The 23,265-nt window shown below is 35.6% G+C and carries 18 protein-coding genes and 1 tRNA gene; 3 read left to right on the top strand and 16 right to left on the bottom strand.

The annotated features are described in order from the left end of the window. Positions 1–261 precede the first annotated feature (261 nt). A tRNA-Val gene (locus tag RSTT_RS00085) sits at positions 262–334 on the bottom strand. A 164-nt stretch (positions 335–498) separates the two neighbouring features. Here RSTT_RS00085 and RSTT_RS00080 point away from each other — a divergent pair. Beyond that, positions 499–4,755 carry an acyl-CoA dehydratase activase-related protein gene (locus RSTT_RS00080; protein ID WP_096525234.1) on the top strand — a complete coding sequence of 1,419 codons (4,257 nt, stop codon included), beginning with the start codon at positions 499–501 and terminating at the stop codon, positions 4,753–4,755. A 170-nt stretch (positions 4,756–4,925) separates the two neighbouring features. On the opposite strand, the gene RSTT_RS06000 is transcribed toward RSTT_RS00080, so the two are convergent. Continuing rightward, the gene (locus tag RSTT_RS06000; RefSeq protein WP_158302753.1) at positions 4,926–5,075 is read right to left on the bottom strand and encodes a hypothetical protein; all 150 of its coding nucleotides are present in this window, start codon (positions 5,073–5,075) and stop codon (positions 4,926–4,928) included. Between the two features lie 529 nt (positions 5,076–5,604). Then, positions 5,605–5,727, bottom strand: coding sequence for a hypothetical protein (locus tag RSTT_RS06715; RefSeq protein WP_269457763.1), 123 nt, complete (start codon positions 5,725–5,727; stop codon positions 5,605–5,607). A 705-nt stretch (positions 5,728–6,432) separates the two neighbouring features. Between RSTT_RS06715 and RSTT_RS00070 the strand changes: the two genes are divergently transcribed. Continuing rightward, positions 6,433–7,836, top strand: a complete 1,404-nt coding sequence (locus tag RSTT_RS00070; protein ID WP_015423019.1) for an amino acid permease — start codon at positions 6,433–6,435, stop codon at positions 7,834–7,836. A gap of 291 nt (positions 7,837–8,127) precedes the next feature. Here RSTT_RS00070 and gyrA read toward each other — a convergent pair whose 3' ends face one another. The 6 genes from gyrA to RSTT_RS00030 form a co-directional block, all read right to left on the bottom strand. Beyond that, positions 8,128–10,650 carry a DNA gyrase subunit A gene (gene gyrA, locus RSTT_RS00065; RefSeq protein ID WP_096525233.1) on the bottom strand — a complete coding sequence of 841 codons (2,523 nt, stop codon included), beginning with the start codon at positions 10,648–10,650 and terminating at the stop codon, positions 8,128–8,130. Between the two features lie 797 nt (positions 10,651–11,447). Beyond that, the gene (gyrB, locus tag RSTT_RS00055) at positions 11,448–13,940 is read right to left on the bottom strand and encodes a DNA topoisomerase (ATP-hydrolyzing) subunit B (protein WP_096525232.1); all 2,493 of its coding nucleotides are present in this window, start codon (positions 13,938–13,940) and stop codon (positions 11,448–11,450) included. Positions 13,941–13,991: 51 nt separating this feature from the next. Then, positions 13,992–14,264, bottom strand: coding sequence for a DciA family protein (locus RSTT_RS00050; RefSeq protein ID WP_095558626.1), 273 nt, complete (start codon positions 14,262–14,264; stop codon positions 13,992–13,994). A gap of 2 nt (positions 14,265–14,266) precedes the next feature. After that, a complete protein-coding gene (gene dnaN / locus RSTT_RS00045; RefSeq protein ID WP_015423016.1) occupies positions 14,267–15,388 on the bottom strand; it encodes a DNA polymerase III subunit beta in 1,122 nt (373 codons plus the stop codon). A gap of 355 nt (positions 15,389–15,743) precedes the next feature. Beyond that, positions 15,744–15,848: a helix-turn-helix domain-containing protein gene (locus RSTT_RS07025; RefSeq protein ID WP_442861935.1), complete on the bottom strand. Its 105-nt coding sequence runs from the start codon at positions 15,846–15,848 to the stop codon at positions 15,744–15,746. A 78-nt stretch (positions 15,849–15,926) separates the two neighbouring features. Further along, the gene (locus tag RSTT_RS00030; protein WP_172412791.1) at positions 15,927–16,322 is read right to left on the bottom strand and encodes a DnaA ATPase domain-containing protein; all 396 of its coding nucleotides are present in this window, start codon (positions 16,320–16,322) and stop codon (positions 15,927–15,929) included. A gap of 53 nt (positions 16,323–16,375) precedes the next feature. Between RSTT_RS00030 and RSTT_RS05995 the strand changes: the two genes are divergently transcribed. Continuing rightward, entirely contained in the window at positions 16,376–16,513 is a 138-nt protein-coding gene (locus RSTT_RS05995; protein WP_172412790.1) for a hypothetical protein, read from the top strand. A gap of 242 nt (positions 16,514–16,755) precedes the next feature. Here the strand turns inward: RSTT_RS05995 and RSTT_RS06710 are convergent, their stop codons facing one another. The 7 genes from RSTT_RS06710 to RSTT_RS00005 form a co-directional block, all read right to left on the bottom strand. Next, on the bottom strand, positions 16,756–16,884 hold the full coding sequence (locus RSTT_RS06710) for a hypothetical protein (protein ID WP_269457762.1): 129 nt from the start codon (positions 16,882–16,884) through the stop codon (positions 16,756–16,758). A 348-nt stretch (positions 16,885–17,232) separates the two neighbouring features. Beyond that, positions 17,233–17,445 (bottom strand): hypothetical protein, encoded by a 213-nt coding sequence (locus RSTT_RS05845; protein WP_096525228.1) that lies wholly within the window; start codon positions 17,443–17,445, stop codon positions 17,233–17,235. Between the two features lie 1,088 nt (positions 17,446–18,533). Then, the gene (locus tag RSTT_RS00020) at positions 18,534–19,790 is read right to left on the bottom strand and encodes a chromosomal replication initiator protein DnaA (RefSeq protein ID WP_096525227.1); all 1,257 of its coding nucleotides are present in this window, start codon (positions 19,788–19,790) and stop codon (positions 18,534–18,536) included. 749 nt (positions 19,791–20,539) lie between these two features. Continuing rightward, positions 20,540–20,758, bottom strand: a complete 219-nt coding sequence (locus tag RSTT_RS00015; protein WP_096525226.1) for a hypothetical protein — start codon at positions 20,756–20,758, stop codon at positions 20,540–20,542. Between the two features lie 8 nt (positions 20,759–20,766). Further along, a complete protein-coding gene (locus RSTT_RS05990) occupies positions 20,767–20,910 on the bottom strand; it encodes a hypothetical protein (RefSeq protein ID WP_172412789.1) in 144 nt (47 codons plus the stop codon). A gap of 405 nt (positions 20,911–21,315) precedes the next feature. After that, positions 21,316–22,209, bottom strand: a complete 894-nt coding sequence (locus RSTT_RS00010; RefSeq protein WP_149029992.1) for a hypothetical protein — start codon at positions 22,207–22,209, stop codon at positions 21,316–21,318. A 333-nt stretch (positions 22,210–22,542) separates the two neighbouring features. Next, the gene (locus RSTT_RS00005) at positions 22,543–23,265 is read right to left on the bottom strand and encodes a DnaA ATPase domain-containing protein (protein WP_096525990.1); all 723 of its coding nucleotides are present in this window, start codon (positions 23,263–23,265) and stop codon (positions 22,543–22,545) included.

Here is a 23,265-nt window from a genome sequence, read left to right as displayed (position 1 = left end):
GTTTCGTGAATTTTGTTCCATCAACAGGACAAATAAGAGAGAATAGTTCTTTAAGATGACAGGCAAAACTTAAGTTTATAAGATAAAAAATTATTCGTTAGTGAACAAACAGCTCTGGCCCAAATTCACAGCGACGGCGCTTAATGCCCAATGATATATAACATATAAGTAATAGCGGGATTGATTGGGAATATTCTGTTGCCGGTTGTTTTTTTAAAGACTTCTTTTGCAGAGAGATAAAGAAAGAGGAATAATCAATAGTGGGCAGTGCAGGAATTGAACCTGCGACCTCTTCCTTGTAAGGGAAATGCTCTTCCAGCTGAGCTAACTGCCCGATATACGCGTTATTTATTTACACACAATAAATCTTTTTTTTAGAGTATCAAATTTATTTTCTACCGTCAATTTTGTTTTACATTAGCTTTACTAAACAAATTAATTTTGATATTATAAAAGTGTTATTGCTGATATTTTACAAACCTACATAAATACATAAAAATGAATACATTTTATAAGCAGGGGAATCAATTAGAATACGAATTGGGCAGTGCAGGAATTGACATAGGTTCTACAACCGTTAAACTTTCAATACTCAATAAAAATAACGAACCTATTTACTGCAACTATAAAAGGCATCAGTCGGATTTATTAAATACGATTATCAGTTTAATTGATGAAACTCCGGAAAAACTGAAAACTACAAATCTTACAATTTGTACAACGGGATCAGGTGCAATAGATTTATCGCGTAAAGCAAATATATATTTCGAGCAGGAAGTTATAGCCTGCACAAAAGCCATAAAAACCTTTCTCCCAAAAGTCGATGTTGCAATAGAACTGGGCGGGGAAGACGCAAAAATTACATTTTTTGACAACGCTTTAACAGACCAGAGAATGAATGAAACGTGTGCCGGCGGCACTGGTGCTTTTATAGATCAAATGGCACAGACGCTTAAGACTGATGCTGCAGGCATAAACAAACTTTCAAAAAACCATAAAACAGTTTATCCAATAGCCGCAAGGTGCGGCGTTTTTGCAAAAACTGATATCATGCCGCTTTTGAACGATGGAGTATCAAAAGAAGATATAGCGGCAAGCATTTTACAGGCTGTCGTCAACCAAACTATAGGCGGTTTGGCAAGAGGACACACAATCAGAGGAAACGTATGTTTCCTCGGAGGACCGCTTTTCTTTTTATCAGAACTCCGCAACTTTTTTATTAAATCGTTAAAATTAAAACCTGAAAACGTATTTTCCCCTGACAATGCACACTTCTTCGTGTCTTTCGGAGCGGCTTTGTTAGGCAAAGGCGATAAAATTACGCTAAAAAGTTTAAAAGAAAAATTTAAAAATCTTAAGTACAAACCTTTGCGTAGCGCGTCGGAAGTTCTGCCTCCGCTGTTTGTAAACGAAAAAGATTATGAAATGTTTATTCGGCGCCATAACGAAACGCCTGCCGTTAAAGTTAAAGACGTCGAAGGGGATTTGTTTTTGGGAGTCGACGCGGGATCTACAACCACTAAGTCGGTTTTAATAAACAAAGATAAAGCGATAGCATATTCTTATTACGGTTCAAACGATGGAACTCCACTACAGTCTGCAATAAACGTTTTAAAAAACATTTATGAGGAACTTCCCCGCAAGGCACATATAGCGGGCGCATGTATTACCGGCTACGGCGAAGCATTGATAAAAGCTGCACTTAATTTTGATCATGGAGAAGTTGAAACAATAGCCCACTATAAGGCAGCATATTATTTTAATCCGAAAGTGTCTTTTATCCTGGATATCGGCGGACAGGATATGAAATGTATATACGTTAAAAATGGACTTATAGATAAAATAGCTTTAAACGAAGCCTGCTCTTCGGGATGCGGATCTTTCGTGCAGAGTTGCGCAAAGTCGATGAATTATGAGCTGCAGGATTTTGCACAGCTGGCGCTGTTTGCAAAAAAACCTGCGGATTTAGGCTCTAGATGCACGGTTTTTATGAACTCTAAAATAAAGCAGGTGCAGAAAGAGGGCACAAGCGCGGGCAATATTTCCGCAGGTCTAGATTACTCCATTATAAAAAACGCTTTGTATAAAGTCATAAAAATAAACAATCCCGAAGAACTCGGAGGGCATATCGTTGTTCAGGGTGGCACGTTTTTTAATAACGGTATCCTGCGAGCTACTGAAATTCTTTTAAAAACAGAAGTTATTCGTCCCAACATTGCAGGACTTATGGGAGCTTTCGGCTCTGCAATCATTGCCATGCAGAATAAAAAATATTCAACTTCGCTTATATCTAAGGAAAAACTCGCAGGATTTGTATGTAAAATGAGAACTACGCGTTGTAAAGGCTGCGAAAATAAATGTCTGCTTAATATAACTGTTTTCCCCAACGGCAAAACCTTTATCTCTGGCAACAGATGCGAAAATGTTTTGCAGAATAAAAAAGAGCAGAGTTTCGCTTTTAATATGTTTGATTACAAATACAAACGCCTTTTTAGTTATTACAAACCGCTCCCTTTGGAAAAAGCGCCGCGAGGCGAAATCGGCATACCGCGTGTTTTAAATATGTACGAAAATTATCCTTTCTGGTTTGCCTTTTTTACAAAACTCGACTTTAGAGTGGTTTTGTCGGATCAATCATCGAACGTTTTATTTAACAGCGGACTTGACACCATTTCGTCACAAACCGTATGTTTTCCTGCAAAAATGGTTCACGGGCATATAGAAAATCTTGTTGAAAAAGGCATTAAAATAATTTTTTATCCGTGCATACCGTATGAAGTGGAAGAATTTAAAGATGTTGCCAACCATTATAATTGTCCTATAGTGGGAAGCTATCCTGAAGTTATACGTTTAAATATGAGCGCTTTAGAAGAAAAAGGAATAAAATTTCTTCAGCCTTTTCTGCCTTTTGACAATATTAAAAGACTTATACACAGACTTGCTGAAGAACTCAAAGATTTCAATATAACAAAAAAGAATTTAGTCTTTGCAATACTTAGAGCGAGAGCTGCTCTTAACCTGTTTAAAAAAGATATAAGAAAACGAGGGACGGTGCTTATAAGGGAAATTAAAGAAACCAAAAAACCGGCAGTTATTCTTGCGGGAAGGCCGTATCATATTGACCCGGCGATAAATCACGGCATCGCAGATTTAATTGCCTCTTACAAAGTAATAGTTTTAAGCGAAGACTCTGTGGCAAATCTGTCGGGACCGCTTCCGAAAATTAGTTTTGTCGACCAGTGGATGTATCATTCTCGCCTCTACCGCGCCGCTAATCTCGCTACAAAAATAGACAGTCTAGAGCTTATACAACTCAATTCTTTCGGCTGCGGACTAGATGCGATTACAATGGAACAAACGGAAGAGATTCTTTCAAAATCAGGCAAAATTTATACAGTCCTAAAAATAGATGAAGGTTCTAATTTGGGCGCGGTGAAGATACGCATACGTTCGCTACTTGCCGCAATAAAAGAAAGAAAAGGATTAAAATTTAAAGATACTATTTTTGAAGGGACGAAGGTCTCGAAGTTTTCAGAATTTACAAAAGATATGAAAGATTCTCACACCATTTTATGCCCTCAGATGTCCCCCGTACATTTCCGCCTCGCAGGTTCTGTTATGCGCAATTATGGAATAAAATTAGAAGTCTTGCCTGAAGTTAATAAAGCCGATATTGAAGAAGGATTAAGATACGTAAATAACGATGCGTGTTACCCAACGATAGTTGTCGTTGGACAGCTTATAAACGCTTTAAAATCCGGCAGATACGATATAAATAAGACCGCAATGATAATTTCCCAGACAGGCGGCGGATGCAGAGCTACAAATTATGCAAGTTTTTTAAGAAAAGCCGCAGAGAAAGCAGGCTTTAAAAATGTACCGGTAATTTCTTTAAGCACTACGGATTCTTCACTCAATAAATCTCTGGGTGTTTCTTTTTCAATGTTAAAAGATACTCTGCTTATACTTCTCTACGGCGATTTGCTTATGAGACTGTCAAACCGCATGCGCCCTTATGAAGTTCATTCGGGACAGACGGATGCTTTAGTTGAAACATGGCTTATGAGGCTTTCCGACAGAATAGGAAAAACATTGTACTTTGATTTCAAAAACACCGTAAAAAAAATTGTCAAAGATTTTGACGGCATAGTCGCCCAAAAGGTAAAAAAACCGCGCGTCGGCATCGTTGGGGAAATTTTAGTTAAATTTCATCCTTACGCAAACAATAATTTGGTTTCAGTTTTAGAAAAAGAAGAAGCGGAAATAGTAGTTCCCGATATGACAGATTTTATAAATTATTGTATGCTTGATGATATATACAAACATAAATATCTCGCCGGAAGCTTTAAAAACAAAGTTATGTCACTTATTGCAAGCAGTTATATAGAAAGACTTCGTTCTGGTATAAGAAAAACCCTTAAAAAAAGCAAGCATTTTCATTCATATCAGACAACAAAAGATTTAGCACACAAAGCTTCCGATATTATTTCGGTATGTAATCAAACTGGCGAAGGCTGGCTGCTGACCGCTGAAATGTTAGAACTTATAGAAGACGGTGTAAAAAATATTGTCTGCGTACAGCCTTTCGGATGTCTGCCAAACCATATTACAGGCAAAGGCGTTATGAAAGAACTCAAACGACGCTACAATGACATAAATATCATCTCTGTTGACTATGATCCAGGTGTAAGCGAAGTTAATCAAATCAATAGAATTAAGCTTTTAATGAGCGTTGCCCGCCAAAATATTAATTAGATATTTTGTCTTATTTCCGTTAATCCGGGGTGTACAAAATTGGAAAGAACTTCTTAGCTAGGAGTTTTTTCAGCCTTTTTCTAAAGCTTCTTTCTTTTTATTTTCATAATTTTTATAAGCGTAGTAAAGATCTCGTTTGGCATTCTCTTTCAACATCAACAATTTATTTGCTACGTAAATCTAATTATTCTTTTTATTATTACTAATAACTCAGACTCTGGATAGTTATCTATATCCATCTCTTTTTTTGTAATACTATATTCAATATTTTTATCTACTATTTTATTTGCGGCATTTCTAAAAGCAATTGCCTTAGCCATTAGCATTACAGAAAATTTTGAGTCAATAGCCGTGACAGCTTTCAACTCAAAGTCTTTCGCTTGTCAGCGCAACTCAAAAATAGTATCACTGACAGCTCTGAAATTCATAGTTATTCTTAGTCTTTCTTTTTATCTTTAATTCTTTGGATTCTAGAAGTTCTTAAGCTGCTGCGTGTTTATCTTCTAGATTCTTTTTATATCCTGATAGTCGGTATTTTACAACTCCAGCTTTTTGAGATATTTTTGATATACGGATTACAACATAAGTAAAGTAGCTCCCATGAAATTAGATCTTCCATATCTTTCTATGCGGCTTTTAGAGCGTTTTCAAACTTTGCTTGTCTGACTTTTAGGTTTTTTTACACTACTCAGCTTTTCCATTCCACTAAGAAGTATTAACTATCCCTGATAAGACGTATTTGAAAGGGATGGCTTGCTATATTTACTATATTTAGCTTTTATAGTCATTCTATTTTCAGTTCGTCTTCCATAGTTTTCAGCTCTCTTGCATTGAAACCGAAGAGGATTTTCAGATATGACGATTTATAAGCGACTTGTCTTTTTTTATCATTCTCTCCGCTTTATTATCCGCTTCAATTATTTCTTTTGTCGCTAAATTCTCTTCTAGCTTTTCGCTCGCTTTTACCATCATGCTACACTTTTCCAGTGTCAATATGTTGACAAGCAAGGAATAGAAATAGCTTTATGCTATCATATAATTGATATAATAATAGTGTAGGGATAATGGTATCTCTCTCCTTCTCGGCTATGCCTGCCTCGATACGGCTGGCTTTATGTCTTTAAACCATACATTGTTGGGGAAAGTAATATAACATTCCGTCGTGCATCAGCGAGTTTAAGACAGGCCCCAGCCGCCGCTATGGCGATCTTAAAAGACTGGACAATGTCCGCGAGCTTATTAGAGGTCTTTTATAATAATAAGGAAGTCAAAAAGCTATCAGAAAAGGTGTACAACGATTATATCGAGAATAATAAAGACCTAAAAAGGACAATGAAATAAAGAGGACTTATGTTGTTGGGATGGAGCTGCTGTGTGTGCTTAAACAACGTCTGGCAGGCACTCCGGTATGATTTACTTGCTTGATAACCAGACCTTCCCAACATACTTATTGGGAAATAAAAAACAACGACGCTAAGCTTGTACTGTTCGGCCGCGATTGGTACAGATAGACAAATACCTAACAGTCCAGACGTTAAATACAAGATGTATAAAGAGACGGCTTGGAAGAAAGCATAGGGATTCCCCTTCAGGTGAATTGACCGACAATTCTTTGCTATACTATATATAAATATATAGTCTCTTCTTTCAAAATTAAAATTTTTTACTGGAGTCATTATGAAACAGCCTCAAGAAGGCAATTTGAAACGCAAACTTAAAAACCGTCACATTCAGTTTATTGTAATCGGCGGCGCCATAGGAACCGGTTTATTTCTAGGAACAGGAGAGGCAATTTTTAAGGCAGGTCCCGCGGTCATTTTGGGATACTTGATTGCTGGGATTTCAATTTTCTTAACTATGCGCCAGCTTGGCGAAATGGAAACAGAAGAGCCTATGACGGGATCTTTCAGCTATTTTGCTTATAAATATTGGGGAAAATTTCCGGGATTTTTATCAGGATGGAATTACTGGATTCAATATGTTCTTGTCGGTATAGCGGAACTGACCGCGGTAGCAGCATACGCGCAGTACTGGTTTCCGACATTGGCAACATGGAAAACAGCTTTACTATTTTTTATACTTATAAATGCAATAAATTTGACCGCGGTAAAGGCTTACGCCGAAATAGAATTTTGGTTTTCAATTATAAAAGTAACTGCAATCTGCGCTATGATTCTGGCAGGCGGATACATATTAATTATAAATCCTGGCTTAGTTGACGGTGCAACCATTAAAAACTTATGGATGGCGGCAACTATCGGCGAACATACAGGCGATCCTGCTTTAAGCGGATTTTTTCCTCACGGTATTATCGGACTTCTGGCAGCTATTCCAATGATAACTTTTGCTTTTGGTGGGCTGGAACTCATAGGAATTACAGCCGCGGAAACTGCCGATCCCCAAAAAACTATTCCTAAAGCCGTAAATCAGGTGGTATTTCGCATTTTGTTCTTTTATATCGGCTCTATTATTGTGCTTTTAGCACTCTATCACTGGAGCAATTTGCACACTACTGACAGTCCTTTTGTAATGATATTTGACAAAACAGGGTTTAAACATGCCGCATGGGCTCTTAATTTCGTAATTTTAAGCGCTGCATTATCAGTTTATAACAGCTGTATTTACAGCAACAGTCGCACGCTTTACGGACTTGCTCTACAAAATAATGCTCCGCAGATTTTTGCAAAAACAACTAAAAAAGGTGTGCCTGTCGCTGCACAGATGCTATCTGGCGTCTTAACTTTTTTAGTAGTTCCGTTAAACTATTTTATGCCAAATTGGGTTGATGCCTTTCAAACAGTTATAAGCTTTGTAGTTGTTTGTATTCTTATTAACTGGGGTCTGATTGCAATGTCTCACATAAAGTTTAAAAAACAAAAAAATCTTGAAAATCACAAAACTTTGTTTCCATCGCCTCTCTATCCTTATACAAATTATTTGATATTCGCATTTATCCTTTTCATCTTGATCGTTATGGCAAAATTTTGTGGATGTACTAGACAGACTATCGCAGTACCCCTTTGGATACTGATTGTTTATGCATTGTACAAAGTACAAAATATCCGAAATGAAAAAAGTTAAAAATAACAAATAAAATACCAGCTTTTCCACAAATTTTTATATTATATATCTACTATAATCCAAAACTGTAAGGACGGTTACTGAATAATATAAAAGGACACAGGCTCAGCAAATAATAAATGCAGAACGCAGGTGGATTAATATATTCGGGAAATGCTTACTGTTTCATCGGTCTATTCTAATTGTTTTAAATTCTTACAGCTTCATATCTTCAAATTCTTAGCATATAGCATACTAGTGATTTTACACTTTTTCTTTCTATTATATTTTTTCTCCATTCTTTATCCTGTTTTACCAACCCTCTTTTTCAACTTTCTTTACAGTACACTGCGGTTCTTCGCTGTTTTCATCTTTCACCACACAGGCGATTGCCGCCACTTTGTCCCCGGCATCAAGCCGCACCAGACGCACGCCTTGCGTATTCCTGCCTATAACAGAAATACTGTTTACTCTGAGTCTTATCGTTATGCCGTTTTGGGTTATTATCATTACCTCTTCGCCATCATTTGCTTTTTTAATGCCTATCATATTTCCATTTCTTTCTGACATCTGCATATTTATAACACCATGTCCCGCTCTTTTCTGCAAACGATACTTGCCTACTTTCGTTCTTTTGCCATAACCGTTTTCGGAGATCGAAAGGAAAACATCATCAGGGGAAAAAACTTCCATACCTATAACTTCGTCACCTTTTTTAAGCTCTATCCCCTTTACGCCCCGACCGGCTCTACCTATCACTCTTATATCACTCTCTTTAAACCTAATAGAACTGCCTTTTTTTGTAGCTATTACAACTTCAGGGTTCTTATTTATCGCTTTTACTTCCGTTAAAATATCACCGTCTTCAAGTTTAATCGCTATTATGCCGCGTTTTCTCGGATTTATAAACTTGTCAAGCGCAATTTTCTTGATTATGCCGTTTCTCGTACACATCAGCAGATATTCGTCTTTAGTATATTCAGGATTAAAAGATCTTATCGGAATCGCCGCGGTAATTTTCTCTTCCGTTCCCTGTAGCTGCAGGAGATTTACTATAGCTTTTCCTTTTGACGTTCTCGCTCCCTCAGGAATTTCGTAAATTCTCATCCAGTACAATCTTCCACGCGTTGTAAAGAACAGCATATATGAATGAGAACTTGTAATAAATAAATTCTCGACAAAATCTTCCTCTCTTGTGTTCATCGCAGCTATTCCGCGTCCGCCTCTGTGCTGTGCTTTGTAAGTGTCAAGTGGTATGCGTTTAATATACCCGGCATGCGACATTGTCACCGCAACTTCCTCTTCTTGAATTAAATCTTCAATATTGAAATCAGCTTCTGCAGCTTGAATTTGCGTTCTTCTTTTATCGCCGTACTTTCTCTTTATATCAAGGGCTTCGTTTTTAATTATATCCAAAACCTTCTTAGGGTCCGCTAGTACAGAGCGAAGTTTCTCGATAAGTCTTATTAGCTCTAAATATTCATCATCGATCTCCTTTCTCTTTAGTCCGGTCAGCTGACGGATTTTCATTTCTAAAATAGCTTCAGTCTGAATTTTAGTTAAGCGTAATTTTGACATCAAACTTACACGCGCATTATCCTCATCGGCAGATTCTTTTATAATTTTGATAACAGCATCAATATTGTCAATCGCTATTTTTAGTCCTTCTAAAATATGGAATCTTGCTTCGGCTTTCTGTAAGTCAAATTTTGTTCTTCTTATAATAATAACTTTTCTGTGTTCAATATGATGTATTAAAATTTCTTTAACATTCATTACTTTAGGTCTATTGTTTACAAGCGCAAGCATTATAACGCCGAAAGACAACTGCATCTGAGTGTGTTTGTACAACTGGTTTAAAACAACCTGCACATTTGCATCTCTTTTAATTTCAATGACTATTCTTATACCGTCGCGGTCAGACTCATCGCGTAAATCTGCAATACCGTCAATTTTTTTATCTTTTACCAAATCAGCAATAGAAGTTATAAGATTTGCTTTATTTACCTGATAAGGAATTTCATTTACTATAATGGCTTCTCTGCCGCTTTTAACTTCTTCTATTTCGGTTTTGGCTCTGATTTTTACTGAACCTCTGCCTTTTTCCATATAGTCTTTAATGCCGCTCTTTCCTAAAATTATTGCACCTGTCGGAAAGTCCGGACCCTTAATATATTTTACAATTTCTGAAACTGAAATCTCTTTATCGTCAATCAAAGTCACCAATGCATCGCTGACTTCTACTATATTATGGGCAGGAATATTTGTAGCCATACCTACGGCAATACCTGCAGAACCGTTAATCAAAAGACTGGGAAGCTTTGTGGGAAGTATCACAGGTTCTTTTAAAGAACCGTCATAATTAGGAATAAAATCAACAGTATTTTTATCTAAATCTACAAGCATTTCATCGGTAATCGCATCCATTCTCACTTCGGTATAACGCATAGCAGCGGCAAAATCGCCGTCTATACTTCCGAAGTTTCCCTGACCGTCAATCATCGGATACCTTAAAGAGAAATCCTGTACCATTCTGACCATGGCGCCGTAAACTGCAGAATCACCGTGAGGATGGTATTTACCTAGCACATCTCCGACGATTCTCGCTGACTTTTTATATGCAGTATTATGTTTTAATCCCATTTCTTTCATCGCATAAAGTATTCTTCTGTGAACCGGCTTTAAGCCGTCGCGCACGTCAGGCAACGCTCTTCCGACAATTACGCTCATAGCGTAATCTATATAAGAGTTTTTCATTTCATCTTCAATATTTCGCGGAATAATGCTTACCGGCAATATTTCCTGTTCATCTTTTATGTTCTTTTCTTTCGGCATTTCAAACCTCTTATTTGCATTCTTGCATTATAGAATCTGCTTTATTTGTTATACTTTCTTGTCTCTTCATACCCACCTTCAGCATATTTCTTTCTTATATTATTCCATTCAGTCAAATGGAACCCTTTAACTTCTGTAGAATTCTCAGCATCGCTTATCAAGTTTTATTATTATCTAAGATCCGAGACTTCGTACTTTTAAATAATGCTCCATCTATTTTTGATAATTTTATTAACCTAAAAAGCAAATATTTTAAATATTGTTCAGGATTAGTCTCTTTTACTTCTATTGCTCAAAAATATTTCTTACCCAGTCTTGATGATGGTTAGAACTTAAATTTTTATTTAAGCTATAAAAATGCCGCAAATAATTATCTAAGTTAAAATAATAATCTTTAGATTTTACAAAAATGAAAAAAGGTTCAGTTGCTTGTGTGAGTTTTCTTTTTTCCTATCTGGGTGTAGGATTAAGCTTTGACCATGTAATTTGATTGATTAAAAATACTTTCTTAGACTTAGAGTTACAGTTCGCACCTCTTAACAATCACAAATAATATATCTTATGCTTTTAACTCTCCTGATATTTTAACAATAAAATCAACATACTTTCATATTTCAGGGACTTCGTCTCTCAATATAACAGACAAAAAAAGTTAAATTTCCACTCTTTGAATATCTTTATATTTCTTCTTTACAATCTTTAAAATCATTTAGGGGAGGGGCACAAAATACTAAAATTGAAATAGAAATCATTTTACTTTTCTTTTTTATTTCCGACAGACACAGCATATCTCGCCACTATATATCCAAATTTCTCACGTCAAGAGCATGCGTCTGTATAAACAGTCTTCTCGGTTCAACCTGATCGCCCATTAAAGTAGTAAACACCCTGTCCGTTTCGATGGCATCCTCAAGAGTTATCTGTAAAAGTTTTCTGTTTTTTATATCCATTGTAGTCTCCCAAAGCTGCTCCGGGTTCATTTCTCCAAGCCCCTTATATCTCTGGATAGTGGCACCTTTATTACCTAACTCTCTTATAGTTTCAATAAGCTCTGTCGTAGAATATAGTTCGTAAATTTCTCCTTGAACTTTCTTTTCAGAGTCTTGAAGTCTGTAAACCGGTTTTGCGTGCGTTTCACTATAATGTTCCGGATGCAAACCCTCTTCTTCAAGTTGCTCTGCAAGATTATCTACGCGCGGAAGTTCCCATAAATCTTTATATTCCGGCATCACTTCATCAGTTTTAAGATTTTCGGTAATTTCGTCAAGCTCACCTTGCGAAGCAAGAAGTTCTCTCCGTTTTTCAAACAACGGATCCTTAAATTCTTTCCACTCTTTGTCGGAATAAATATACTTCACACTGCCATCTTTCATCGCCCTATAAAGTGGCAGTTTTCCCTCTTTTTTAAATCTGAGATATTCTTTCCAACTAACTCCTTTTTTCCACAGCTTTTTTAAGAGTATATCGAGTTCACTTATATTCGCAACTATCTTGTGCAACGATTTATAATCAATCTCTTTTACCTCTACGCCGTCTCGTATAAGCGACATCGACAATCCGTCGAGCGCCTGCTGGAATAAGAACTTGTCAAGTTCTTCTTCAGAGTCCAAATACATCTCCCTTTTATTCCTTCTAACTTTATAAAGAGGAGGCTGTGCTATGTATATATAACCTCTGTCCAAAAGCTGAGGCATCTGCCTGTAAAAAAACGTCAGCAGCAACGTTCTTATATGAGCGCCGTCAACATCAGCATCGGTCATAATAATAATTTTATGATAACGAACTTTATTAATATTAAAATCCTGTTCTTCCTTGCCTATACCCGCGCCTATTGCAGTAATCAGTGTTCTTATTTCATCGTTTGCAAGTATTTTAGTAAGGCGTGACTTTTCCACGTTTAAAATTTTACCTTTTAAAGGAAGTATAGCCTGAAATGATCTGTCTCTGCCCTGTTTTGCAGAACCACCCGCAGAATCTCCCTCAACAATAAACAGTTCTGTTTTTTGCGGATCTCTTTCGGAACAGTCCGCAAGTTTTCCAGGAAGAGATGCCGAATCAAGCGCCCCTTTTCTTCTTGTGAGTTCCCTTGCTTTCCTAGCGGCTTCCCTTGCCTCCGCAGCGTTAATCGCCTTATCTAAAATCTGGCTTGCAATGCCCGGATTTTCTTCCAAAAAAGTTGTAAGCGCATCGCCGACAACAGACTGCATTATGCCTTCGACTTCAGAATTTCCCAATCTTGTTTTAGTCTGACCTTCAAACTGAGGATCTTGAACTTTAATTGAGATAATGGCAGTGAGTCCCTCGCGGACATCTTCGCCGGAAAGTTTTAAATCCTTAATTTTTGAAACTTCATTTTTTTTGATATATTCATTGACTGATCTCGTCAAAGCGGAGCGAAATCCCGACAAATGAGTTCCGCCCTCTACAGTGTTTATATTATTTACGAAAGTAAAAATAAGTTCATTATAAGAATCATTGTACTGCATTGCAATTTCCACATACACATCGTCTTTTTCTTTTACAAAATAAATAGGATCTTTATTAATAACATTTTTATTTGTATTCAAATACTGCACAAAAGTCTTTATACCACCGTTATAATCAAAAATATGTTCCTTATCGTCGTCTCTTTCATCTGAAATTCTGATACGCGTACCCGCATTCAAAAACGCAAGCTCTCTTAACCTATTTGCAAGGGTATCAAATGAATACTTCATTACTGAAAAAATTTCCGGATCGGGATGAAATGTAACTTTAGTACCTCTCTCTTCCGTTACGCCGGATTCTTTAACGGGGCACAAAGGCTTGCCCTTTGAATAATTCTGTACATAAACTTTCCCATTGCGGTAGACTTCAGCTTTAAGCAAATCGCTTAAAGCATTCACACACGATACGCCTACGCCGTGAAGACCGCCTGAAACTTTATATGAATTTTTATCAAATTTACCGCCTGCGTGCAACTTAGTAAGCACTATTTCCAAAGCCGACACGCCCTTAAATTTTGGATCAGGATGCGGATCAACAGGAATTCCGCGCCCGTCATCAAGTACCGTTATAGAATTATCAGAGTGAACGGTAACGTCAATATTTTTGCAATATCCAGCAAGAACCTCATCTATTGAATTGTCGACAACTTCGTAAACAAGATGATGCAGTCCCTGACTGCCTGTAGAACCAATATACATAGCAGGCCTTTTACGCACTGCTTCCAATCCTTCAAGAATCTGAATATTAGACGCGCTATAACCGTCCTTTTCAGAACTTTCATTCTTCACTTCTTTATTTGCCATGAAAAACCCTCTTAATATTATTCAACTTTTCTACTTGAAATATAAAATATACTATTTTATCTCTACTTTTATATTCTTTATTTTTGAACTGCCGATATACTGATTTAACTTTTTTATTATTTCCTTTTTGCGAGCTGTAAGCTCGAAGCTCGCAGTTGAACTCTGCGTCTGTGCAAAAATCGTGCCGCTTTTATATCCACTTATCTCAATGCCGCTTATAGCTATTTCTTTCTCCCAGCTTTTCCTTACAATAAAAAAATCTTCGTCTAAACCCAGCTTTTTCTTTAATAAACTAATTATTTCCTCAGACCGCGTCCAAGACACTTCTATACTCTCATCGGCATCACGACACAAAGATAGTTTTCATCTGTTTCAGGATATATTACCGCAGGATTTAAAGAATTAGTAAATTCAAATATCGCTGAATATTCATCAATGCTTTGGAAAATTTCTTTTATAAAATCTGGGTTAAAATTAATCTCTGCCGGATCATTTTTATATTCAATTTCAAGGTCGGTTTCGCCTGAACCGATTCCAGCTGATGAAGCTGAGATTTTCAAAAGATCCTGGCTAAAATAAAACTTCACTGCTGACGATCTATCTGACGAAAGGTGGTTATCAGTCAAAAGAGCCATTTGTTTTACCGCAGTAAGTGTGTTTTTCACATTAAGTTTTATCTTTAAATCTGATTTTTTAGGTATAACTTGCTCATAGTTTGGAAACACTCCTTCTATAAGCGTTGAAAGTAGAGTTATATCATCGATTTCTGCAGAGATTCGATTGTCCGAGATGCCGATTCTCATGTCTTCAGAGTTTATATCTGAATAAAGAAGTCTTAATATATCATTTACTGCTTTTGTCGGAACGATAGCTTTTCCTTTTACCTCTGCTTGTGTTATATTAGTCTTAGCATAAGCAAGTCTTCTGCCGTCTGTGGCAACCATTGTAAGTTTGCTGTCTCCAAGTATAAAATAAATTCCGTTCAAAACGTATCTTTGTGAATCTCTTGACGCTGCAAAAACAATCTTTTTGAGCATTGAGGCAAATATTCCTCTTTTAATAGTAAAATTGTTGTTCTTAGGAGGTTCCGGTATTACAGGGTATTCTGTTTTTGAAATTCCCATAAGATTAAATTTTGATTTTCCGGATTTAATATTTATCTGATTTGTTTCATCGGCTTTAATTTCTATTTCGTCGTCAGTAGAAAGCTCTTTTATAATGTTTGCAAATCTCTTAGAGGGTATCGTAATTCCACCATCTTCTGTTATTTCTCCCTTAATATAACACTGTACAGCTATTTCAAGATCTGTGGATGAAAGTTTTATTTTATCTCTTTCGGCTTCGAATAGAATGTTTGACAAAGCAGGAAGTGTATTTTTAGATGGTGTTACTGGAGATACCATCTGAATTCCTCTCATTAATTCTTCTTTTTCACAAATTACTTTCATTCACTTTCTCCCAAATTTCTATAAAAGCACATTAGTTACTATAATGTCCTGTATATTGTTGATAAGTTTTTTTTGAATGCTAAAAAAGTATAATTATCAAATAGAATTTATAAAAATTTAATGAAGATAACTATGCTGATAAAGCAATGAAGTTATTAGAATTATTAGCCTGTTTTTATATTATATCAAATTTTTATATTTTATGCGCAGAGTTGTTCTTTTTATTGCTCGCTTCGTATTTTTTTGATAATTTTATTAATTTTAGCGTTAAAATATGGATCGGAGTCCATTTTTTCTTTTATCTTATTGCAGGCGTGCATGACGGTTGAGTAATCTCTTCCGCCGAACGCTTCGCCTAACTAATAGCATTGGTTGAAAATTCATCGGTTAGCGTTCTCGCAAGATACATTGCGATTTGCCTTGGAAATGCAACGGCGTCTGTCCTGCGTTTTGATTTCATATCTTTTATTTCTATGTTGAAATCGTCTGAAATAGCTTTTTGTATATTTTCTATTGTATATGTTCGGAGTTATTTATTCTAATGATTTTGAGCATTTTTTGTGCGGAATCCACAGTTAAAGGTGTTCCTGTAAATGCTGAAAAAAGCTGTTATTCTCAGAAGCGATCCCTCAAGTTGTCTTATGTTTGACTTGATCTGCGTTGCTATATGTAAAATAACATCATCAGGGATATATATTTTTTCCTCTTCGGATTTTTTGCGTAAAATTGCGATTCTTGTCTCTAAATCCGGTGGCTGTATATCAGCTATAATACCCCATTCAAATCTTGAAATGAGTCTTTCTTCAACGTCTTTGAGATCTTTAGGCGGTCTGTCAGACGAAATGACTATCTGCTTTTTTAGACTGTTAAACATGTGGAAAAATTCTTCCTGCGAGCCTTCCTTGCCTACTAGAAACTGTATGTCGTCTATCAATAGACAGTGCGCCGACAATTGGCACAGTTAAGAGCGCTAACCTTGAAGTTAATATGATTGGTGAACTAAGTGCGGTCGGCATAAAAGAAAAGAGATACAGAACTAATTCGCGGATTACAGAATTAGCAATGTCAAACCTTCAACCAGTATTAATTGCGTTAATGGCGGGCATAACAACGCCATTTTTTTGAGTTTGTCTTGAGACGTAGTCTTCTGGTGAAGTAGGAGCAGGCGTAGACGATGGAAATTACCAAAGCCAAGACCGAGTAGTAGGCGTAGTCCTCTGGAGCAGGAGTATTCGTTGAAGTTGAAACATCATTTTTATTTTTAGAAATACCTGTTATAACCTGCCTATGACAGCCAGACAAGAACACAGACAACATTAAAATCACAGCAAATATTTTTTTTAATTTCACTACAGTCATATCCTCATTTAATCTTTTTTAACAACTTTTTTATTAATTATTTTTAAAACCTTTTGGACAGTTCTAGAACCTCTAAACGGATTGTTAATAGGAAATGCATTTCCTATGGGTTTATATTTATCTTTAGTTTTTTTCATAAGAATATCTCTCATTTTAATTTATTTAAAATATTATACTGCTTGTAGTCATAGTTGTTCTGCTAGTTGTTGTTCTTGTTGCAATAATTGTTGTGTTAATCGATGTTGGTACCCTAAGTATTCTATTTGCAGAAATGGCATTGTTTGGTGTTGTAGAAAGACTTATTTGTAGTTGTAATAGTTGTTGCCGTTCTTGTGCTAAAAGCAGTCTTTGTTGTAATTGTCGTTGTAGTAGTAGTAGTTCTTGTAGTTGGTATAGTTGGGTTAGTTGTCTTTATAGGTCAGATAACATCACATCCAGCTCGGTCCTATCCGTGTCTAACAAGTCGTCTGGTACAAATAGTGCTTCTATTTCGTGCTGTTGCTGTTGGTATTGTTGTAAAGCTTGTTGTTGTCGTAGTTGTAAGACTTCTGGTTGTACGGGTAGCCCGTTTTTATAGGTCTTATCCCGAACCAGTAAACACCAGCTACTACTACCACAGCAAAAGCTATCTTCCCTTTATGTTCATACAAAAAGTGTCCAGCATCACCAGCATACTTTTTCGCCTTATCCTGCCACATCAGCTCTGGTTCTTTGCTGGAAGTTTTCTCCTTTTCATCTTCATCTTGAAATAAATCGCCATCATCGTCTAATCCAACTAATCCAATTACTTTATAGTCAAATTTTTTTATTTCCTCTTTTTCAATTATTCCACTATTATCGCTTTTTATAATATTGCCTGTCTGCTGGTCGGCAGAAAGCGTCAGTATTCTGATTACCTCTTATATGGCTTTTAAGATTTCCACAGCCTGTCAAAAACAGAACAAGCGTTAAATATACGCATAAAGTTTTTTTCAATTTCATTTTTTTCTTTAAACTGTCCAGATATTTTTTTTCGTGGATTTTAAGGTAAGTTTGTATAACAAAGCAGATAAGTTTTATTCGGGTCTATTTTTTGATATGTATATCAAGTATAATAGGTGTTCGCTTCGCTCACTTTTTTTAGTTTTTTTGCCGTCTACTTTAAGACGGCTTTTGACTATTTATATATCACAAGCATTATCCAAATGTTGTACGAGCCTATAAACATATAATACATTTTTTCGCCATATTTACAAACAGCGACTAAGCATTATCATAACGTCTTAGCTTTTTACGCTTTCATAAACTATCGCTGTTATTTTGAGGTACAATCGGTGTCTTTTTGAAACAAGTCAGCCAATTGCATATCAAGTATATCCAACTGGCATTTTTTTCCTGAAATTGGTACGCAATGGGCATTATATACATCAAGTAAGGTTTTTTTTCACATTTTTCCACAATAATCAAAAACAATGTGGACAGCGTGCTAATACAATTTTAAGGCTTTAGACTATGTGATAATTCCTTATTATGACACAATACTGACATATTTTGACATTTTATGACGTTCTTAATGTAATTTTTGCGTTATTTGAGGCGCCAGCGCGCCTTTAACACAGTTTTTACGATTTTTAATAGTTTTTTTACGTTTTAAAAGTAAACAGAATAGATTTTAAAGACAAGATTTTAGACAACGTTTGATATGACTATCTTTACTTTTAGATTTGAGTTTTTTAAAGGCAGGCTTTTAAGTAAGAGAGGGAAGACAAGCACGGAGCTTCGCTCCTCTTATGCTTCGCATTCTATGTCAGTTCTGCAGTTCACTTTTAATGATTGTTGTTTTTTCTTTTAAGATACGTTCAGCAACGACAATCCATTCCCTTTCTTCTTTAACTAATTCTACATACAAGCGATACCTATCGTTAAGTTCGTATCCGTTTAACTCCTGAAACGCATTTCCCAAATGTTCGGCAACTATTGATTTTTGCTCTGTTAGAATTTCCAAATCATTTGCGACTTCAGATATATTTAGTTTTAAACCATTTCCTTTAACTATTCTTTTGTCATAACATAACAGAAATTTAATAGCAGTAGGATTTTTGATTTTATAGCATTGAGGATTTCTTAAGAAAACCTTTCTATCGTAAAATTGTTTTGAAATAAAAGGATTAATAGTTAATCTCAACATAGTCCTATTGCTTCTGCTCTTTTTAAAAGTGCGGGCAACAACGTCAAACAAGAATGTAAAAGTATAAGCCGTATATCCATCAGAAAGTATCATAGGGAAATCGACAAGGTCGTTAGTCAATACAGTCAATCGCTTTACGTCGGCTCCGCTTAATTTTTGATAGCCTAACCGTTTAGCAAGCTCCCGCATTGAAATATCAACAACTGCATAAAAGCCCTTATTATCCGCAAACTTACAACCCTGCTCTTGCCAAATATGAATAATGGCAAGGAATATCTTTGCGTGCGTTGTTGTCAACTGTCCACGACCAACATCATTAAACGTAATTTGACCTCGATATAAATCAAACGTTTTAAGAGTGCCATTACTAAACCTTACATCCATACTAACTTTAACTTTTTTTCTTTTATCATTTGGATAAGTAAACATTTTGCTATTAAAGAGGCAAAAAGATACGACATCTTTTATGCCGTATTTACTCGGCATTGAAGTTAACTCGGCATTTTGAGTATCTATATTTTTTACTTGAATTGCGTCTCTTGCAACCAATGCAAGCTCCGCAGAATTTTTAAAATAGGGCTTGCCGTTAAACTTCGTTTTTTTCATTAATTGCGTTTTTGGCTTTTCGTCTTTTATAACAGGCTCTGCCAGTAATTTAGAAGCAACAATTTGAAATTGCAAGCCGACGGCTTTGCCTGTTTTTGCTTTTAGTATATTTTGAATTAATGGTTTATAATCAGTTTCATACTTTTGAGCATAATATGTATCAGGAACAGCAAGCGTTAACATATCGTCTTTAAAGCTTTCCTCTTTTATTGGTTCAAGCCATTCAGTCGGTATTTTTTCTTTTAATTCTGTAATGATTTCATTCCACATTTTTTATCCTTTATTTCTTTGGTTTTTTGTCTTTTTTTTCTTTTAAAATTTCAAAAGGAAATTGTCTGCCAGACTTTAGGCAGACATAGTCTTTAATAGTAGTAATAGAGATAGAGAGTAAGCCAAATCCTTATTTATAGCCACTTTTTGCCATAAAAACCAAACCGAAAACACATAAAAACCAAACCGAAAACACATAAAAACCAAACTACTAACACATAAAAACCAAACTACTAACACATAAAAACCAAACTACCAACACATAAAAACCAAACTACTAACACATAAAAACCAAACTACCAACGCATAAAAACCAAACTACCAACGCATAAAAACCAAACTAGGAACACATATTATAACAAACTACTAACACATAACACAACACAAAAAAAGAGCCTGCATTTCTGCAGGCTTTTTCATAATTTATAATTTAATAATTAATCGAGTTTTTAACGTAGAATTCTAAATAAGCGTACACTTCCAATGCAGAGAGCTAGCAAACTCAAATTAAGCACATTAGACAGGGTCGATACTTCGTTTCTATAAGAGAATAGTGCGAACCACATTCCGCAGACAGTTGGCACAGCTAAGAGCGCTGCTCTTGAAATTGATATGATTGGGGAAACAAGTGCGGGCGACATAAAAGAAAATTGTGTTAATGGCGGGCATAACAACGCCATTTTTTTGAGTTTGCCTTGAGACGCAGGCTCTGGTGAAGTAGGAGTAAGCGATGGAGTAGGCGCAGACAACTAATCATCCCAAGGCCGTAACAAGTTCTTAGTAGCTTCGGTAAACTTATGACCATCCCACCATGTATCATTATCCCATGGAGCAGGAGTATTCGTTAAAGTTGAAACATCATTTTTATTTTTAGAAACGCCTGTTATAACCTTCCTCTGACAGCCAGACAAGAACACAGACAACATTAAAATCACAGCAAATATTTTTTTAAATTTAATTACAATCATATCCTCATTTAATCTTTTTTAACAACCTTTTTATTAATTATTTTTAAAGCTTTTTGAACAGTTCTAGAACTTCTAAACGGATTGTTAATAGGAAATGCATTTTCTATGGGTTTATATTTATCTTTATTATATTTATTATTAGTTTTTTTCATAAGAATATCTCTGCTTACAGATTAAGAGAATTATCACTATTTGGCTGGACTAAATATATTTTTGAAGGGTCTAAACGTGGGTGGAAGTCAGTCATTTTTGACCCTCAAATCTATTTACAGTGGGCAATTATATACATCAAGTAGAGTTATAATGCCTATATCCTTGCTGATACGGATACTATTTGAACAAATATTTTTCAAGTTTTAGAGCGTCAGCAATATGACGCATATCGTTTTCATAATAGTCAGTTTCTTTTTTATATTCCACTTAATATTTTATCATAGCTTTTTTTTCAAAGACAGAATGTTAGACAATGTTTGATATGACTATATTTACCTTTAGATTTGAGCTTTTTGAGGGCAGTATTTTAAGATAGGAAAGACAAGCACGGAGCTTCGCTCCTCTTATGCTTCGCATTCTATGTCAGTTCTGCAGTTCACTTCTAATGATTGTTGTTTCTCTTTTAAGATACGGTCGGCAACGACAATCCATTCCTTTTCCTCTTTAACTAATTCTACATACAAGCGATAACTATCGTTAAGTTCGTAGCCGTTTAATTCTTTTAATGCATTGTTTAGTACTTCAATTATCATTGATTTATTAGTAGATATATTTATTTCCAAATCATTTGCTACTTCGGATATATTCATTCTTAAGCTGTTTCCCGCAACTATTCTTTTGTCATAACATAACAGGAATTTAATAGCCGTAGGATTTTTAATCTTATAGCATTGAGGTTTTCTCATAATAATTTTTCTGTCGTATAATTGTTTTGAAACGAATGGACTTATAGAAATTCTTATCGTTGATTTGTAATTGTTCTCTTTGCGGTCTTCTTTATCCCATACGATAATATTGTTTAAAAGTGAAAATCCGCAATCTCGTACCCCGTCTGAAACCATCATATAAAAATATACCATCTCTTTTATCTTTTGCAGTATTCTGCTTCGGTCGGCTCCGCTTACTTTTTTATAACCTAACTTCTTTGCGATTTCTGTTAATGAAGTATCAACAACGGCACAATAGCTGTCGTTAGCGAATCTGCTTTTCTGCTCTTGCCAAATATGTGTGATGGCAAGGAATATCTTTGCGTGCGTTGTTGTTAATTGCCCTGTTCCCGTATCGTTATGACGTGCAATCTGTCCTCTGTACAATTCATACTCTTTGCTGGTGCCATCGTTAAATCTTATTTTCATACTTACTTTCGCTTTTTTTCTTTTGTCGTTTGGATAAGTAAACATCTTGCTATTGAATAGATTGAAAGTTGCTACATTCTCTATGCCGTATTTAGTCGGCATTGAAGTTAACTCGACTTTCTTAATATTGTTCTCTTTTATTTTTATTTGCTTTGCTTCTTTTGCGACTAATACAATCTCTTTGTAATTTTTATAATAAGGCTTGCCGTTAAATTCTTTGCTTTTTATCTTTTTAAAATCTCAAAAATTGTCTGCCAGACTTAGTAGCAATAGAGTAGTTAGAGATAGAGAGTAAGCCAAATCCTTATTTATAGCCACTTTTTGCCAAAAAAACCAAACCGAAAACACATAACACAACGCAAAAAAAGAGCCTGCATTTCTGCAGGCTTTTTCATAATTTATAATTTAATAATTAATCAAGTCTTTTGCCTCAAATTAATACTCGATGTCCAGAGAAATACAGACATTCTCCAAGCACAAGTAAAGTCGGAAAACTCCAATTAAGCACATTAGACAGGGTCGATACTTCGTTCCTACTAAACTTCTGTATTTGCTTTTGAAAAACGATATTTTATCAAATCGTATTAACTCTATAAATTCCGTGACGAACTTCTCACAGGTGACGTAAAGAGCTTTTAGTTTTGGCGTTGACTGTTTTATGTGATTGCCTATTGCGTTTAACAAATGCGTTTTACCTAGTCCTACTCCGCTGTAAAGAAATAAAGGATTAAACTGTTTGCCGGGATTTTTTGCAACCGCTTCGGAACATCCGTGCGCAAATCTGTTTGAAGCGCCGATAACAAAGCCGGAAAAAACGTATTTAGGATTTATCTGATCTTTCTGCATTATCAGCACTCGAACATCTTCATGATCAGGCATATCTTCAACTTTTTTTATTATGTCGGATATATTTTGATGTGGTTTTAACTCTAAAGCTATCTGTTGTCCACATAAATCGGATAAAATTTGCTCAATATTTTTTTTGTTGTTTGTTATCCACTGTGAAAAATAGATATTTGGCACTTCTAAAGTAAATATATTGTTTTCAAGGGTTAGAGGTTTTATAGGTGAAATCCACAGATTATAAGTTTCAGGTGTTACGGACAATTTAATATTGTTTATGACCTTTTGCCATAAATCAGGTACGGAAATTCTCAT

It is taken from the genome of Candidatus Endomicrobiellum trichonymphae, assembly GCF_002355835.1.
Taxonomy (GTDB): domain Bacteria; phylum Elusimicrobiota; class Endomicrobiia; order Endomicrobiales; family Endomicrobiaceae; genus Endomicrobiellum; species Endomicrobiellum trichonymphae.
Note: the sequence above shows the minus strand (reverse complement) of the source record. Positions and strands in the feature narration are given on the sequence as shown.

Bases quoted from the DNA above. Each gene is read 5' to 3' on its own strand.
- RSTT_RS00080 (WP_096525234.1), top strand. From the start codon at position 499: ATGAATACATTTTATAAGCAGGGGAATCAATTAGAATACGAATTGGGC.
- RSTT_RS06000 (WP_158302753.1), bottom strand. From the start codon at position 5,075: ATGGCTAAGGCAATTGCTTTTAGAAATGCCGCAAATAAAATAGTAGAT.
- RSTT_RS06715 (WP_269457763.1), bottom strand. From the start codon at position 5,727: ATGATGGTAAAAGCGAGCGAAAAGCTAGAAGAGAATTTAGCGACAAAA.
- RSTT_RS00070 (WP_015423019.1), top strand. From the start codon at position 6,433: ATGAAACAGCCTCAAGAAGGCAATTTGAAACGCAAACTTAAAAACCGT.
- gyrA (WP_096525233.1), bottom strand. From the start codon at position 10,650: ATGCCGAAAGAAAAGAACATAAAAGATGAACAGGAAATATTGCCGGTA.
- gyrB (WP_096525232.1), bottom strand. From the start codon at position 13,940: ATGGCAAATAAAGAAGTGAAGAATGAAAGTTCTGAAAAGGACGGTTAT.
- dnaN (WP_015423016.1), bottom strand. From the start codon at position 15,388: ATGAAAGTAATTTGTGAAAAAGAAGAATTAATGAGAGGAATTCAGATG.
- RSTT_RS07025 (WP_442861935.1), bottom strand. From the start codon at position 15,848: ATGAAATCAAAACGCAGGACAGACGCCGTTGCATTTCCAAGGCAAATC.
- RSTT_RS05995 (WP_172412790.1), top strand. From the start codon at position 16,376: ATGATTGGTGAACTAAGTGCGGTCGGCATAAAAGAAAAGAGATACAGA.
- RSTT_RS06710 (WP_269457762.1), bottom strand. From the start codon at position 16,884: ATGAAAAAAACTAAAGATAAATATAAACCCATAGGAAATGCATTTCCT.
- RSTT_RS05845 (WP_096525228.1), bottom strand. From the start codon at position 17,445: ATGTGGCAGGATAAGGCGAAAAAGTATGCTGGTGATGCTGGACACTTT.
- RSTT_RS00020 (WP_096525227.1), bottom strand. From the start codon at position 19,790: ATGTGGAATGAAATCATTACAGAATTAAAAGAAAAAATACCGACTGAA.
- RSTT_RS00015 (WP_096525226.1), bottom strand. From the start codon at position 20,758: ATGATTGTAATTAAATTTAAAAAAATATTTGCTGTGATTTTAATGTTG.
- RSTT_RS05990 (WP_172412789.1), bottom strand. From the start codon at position 20,910: ATGAAAAAAACTAATAATAAATATAATAAAGATAAATATAAACCCATA.
- RSTT_RS00010 (WP_149029992.1), bottom strand. From the start codon at position 22,209: ATGCCGACTAAATACGGCATAGAGAATGTAGCAACTTTCAATCTATTC.
- RSTT_RS00005 (WP_096525990.1), bottom strand. From the start codon at position 23,265: ATGAGAATTTCCGTACCTGATTTATGGCAAAAGGTCATAAACAATATT.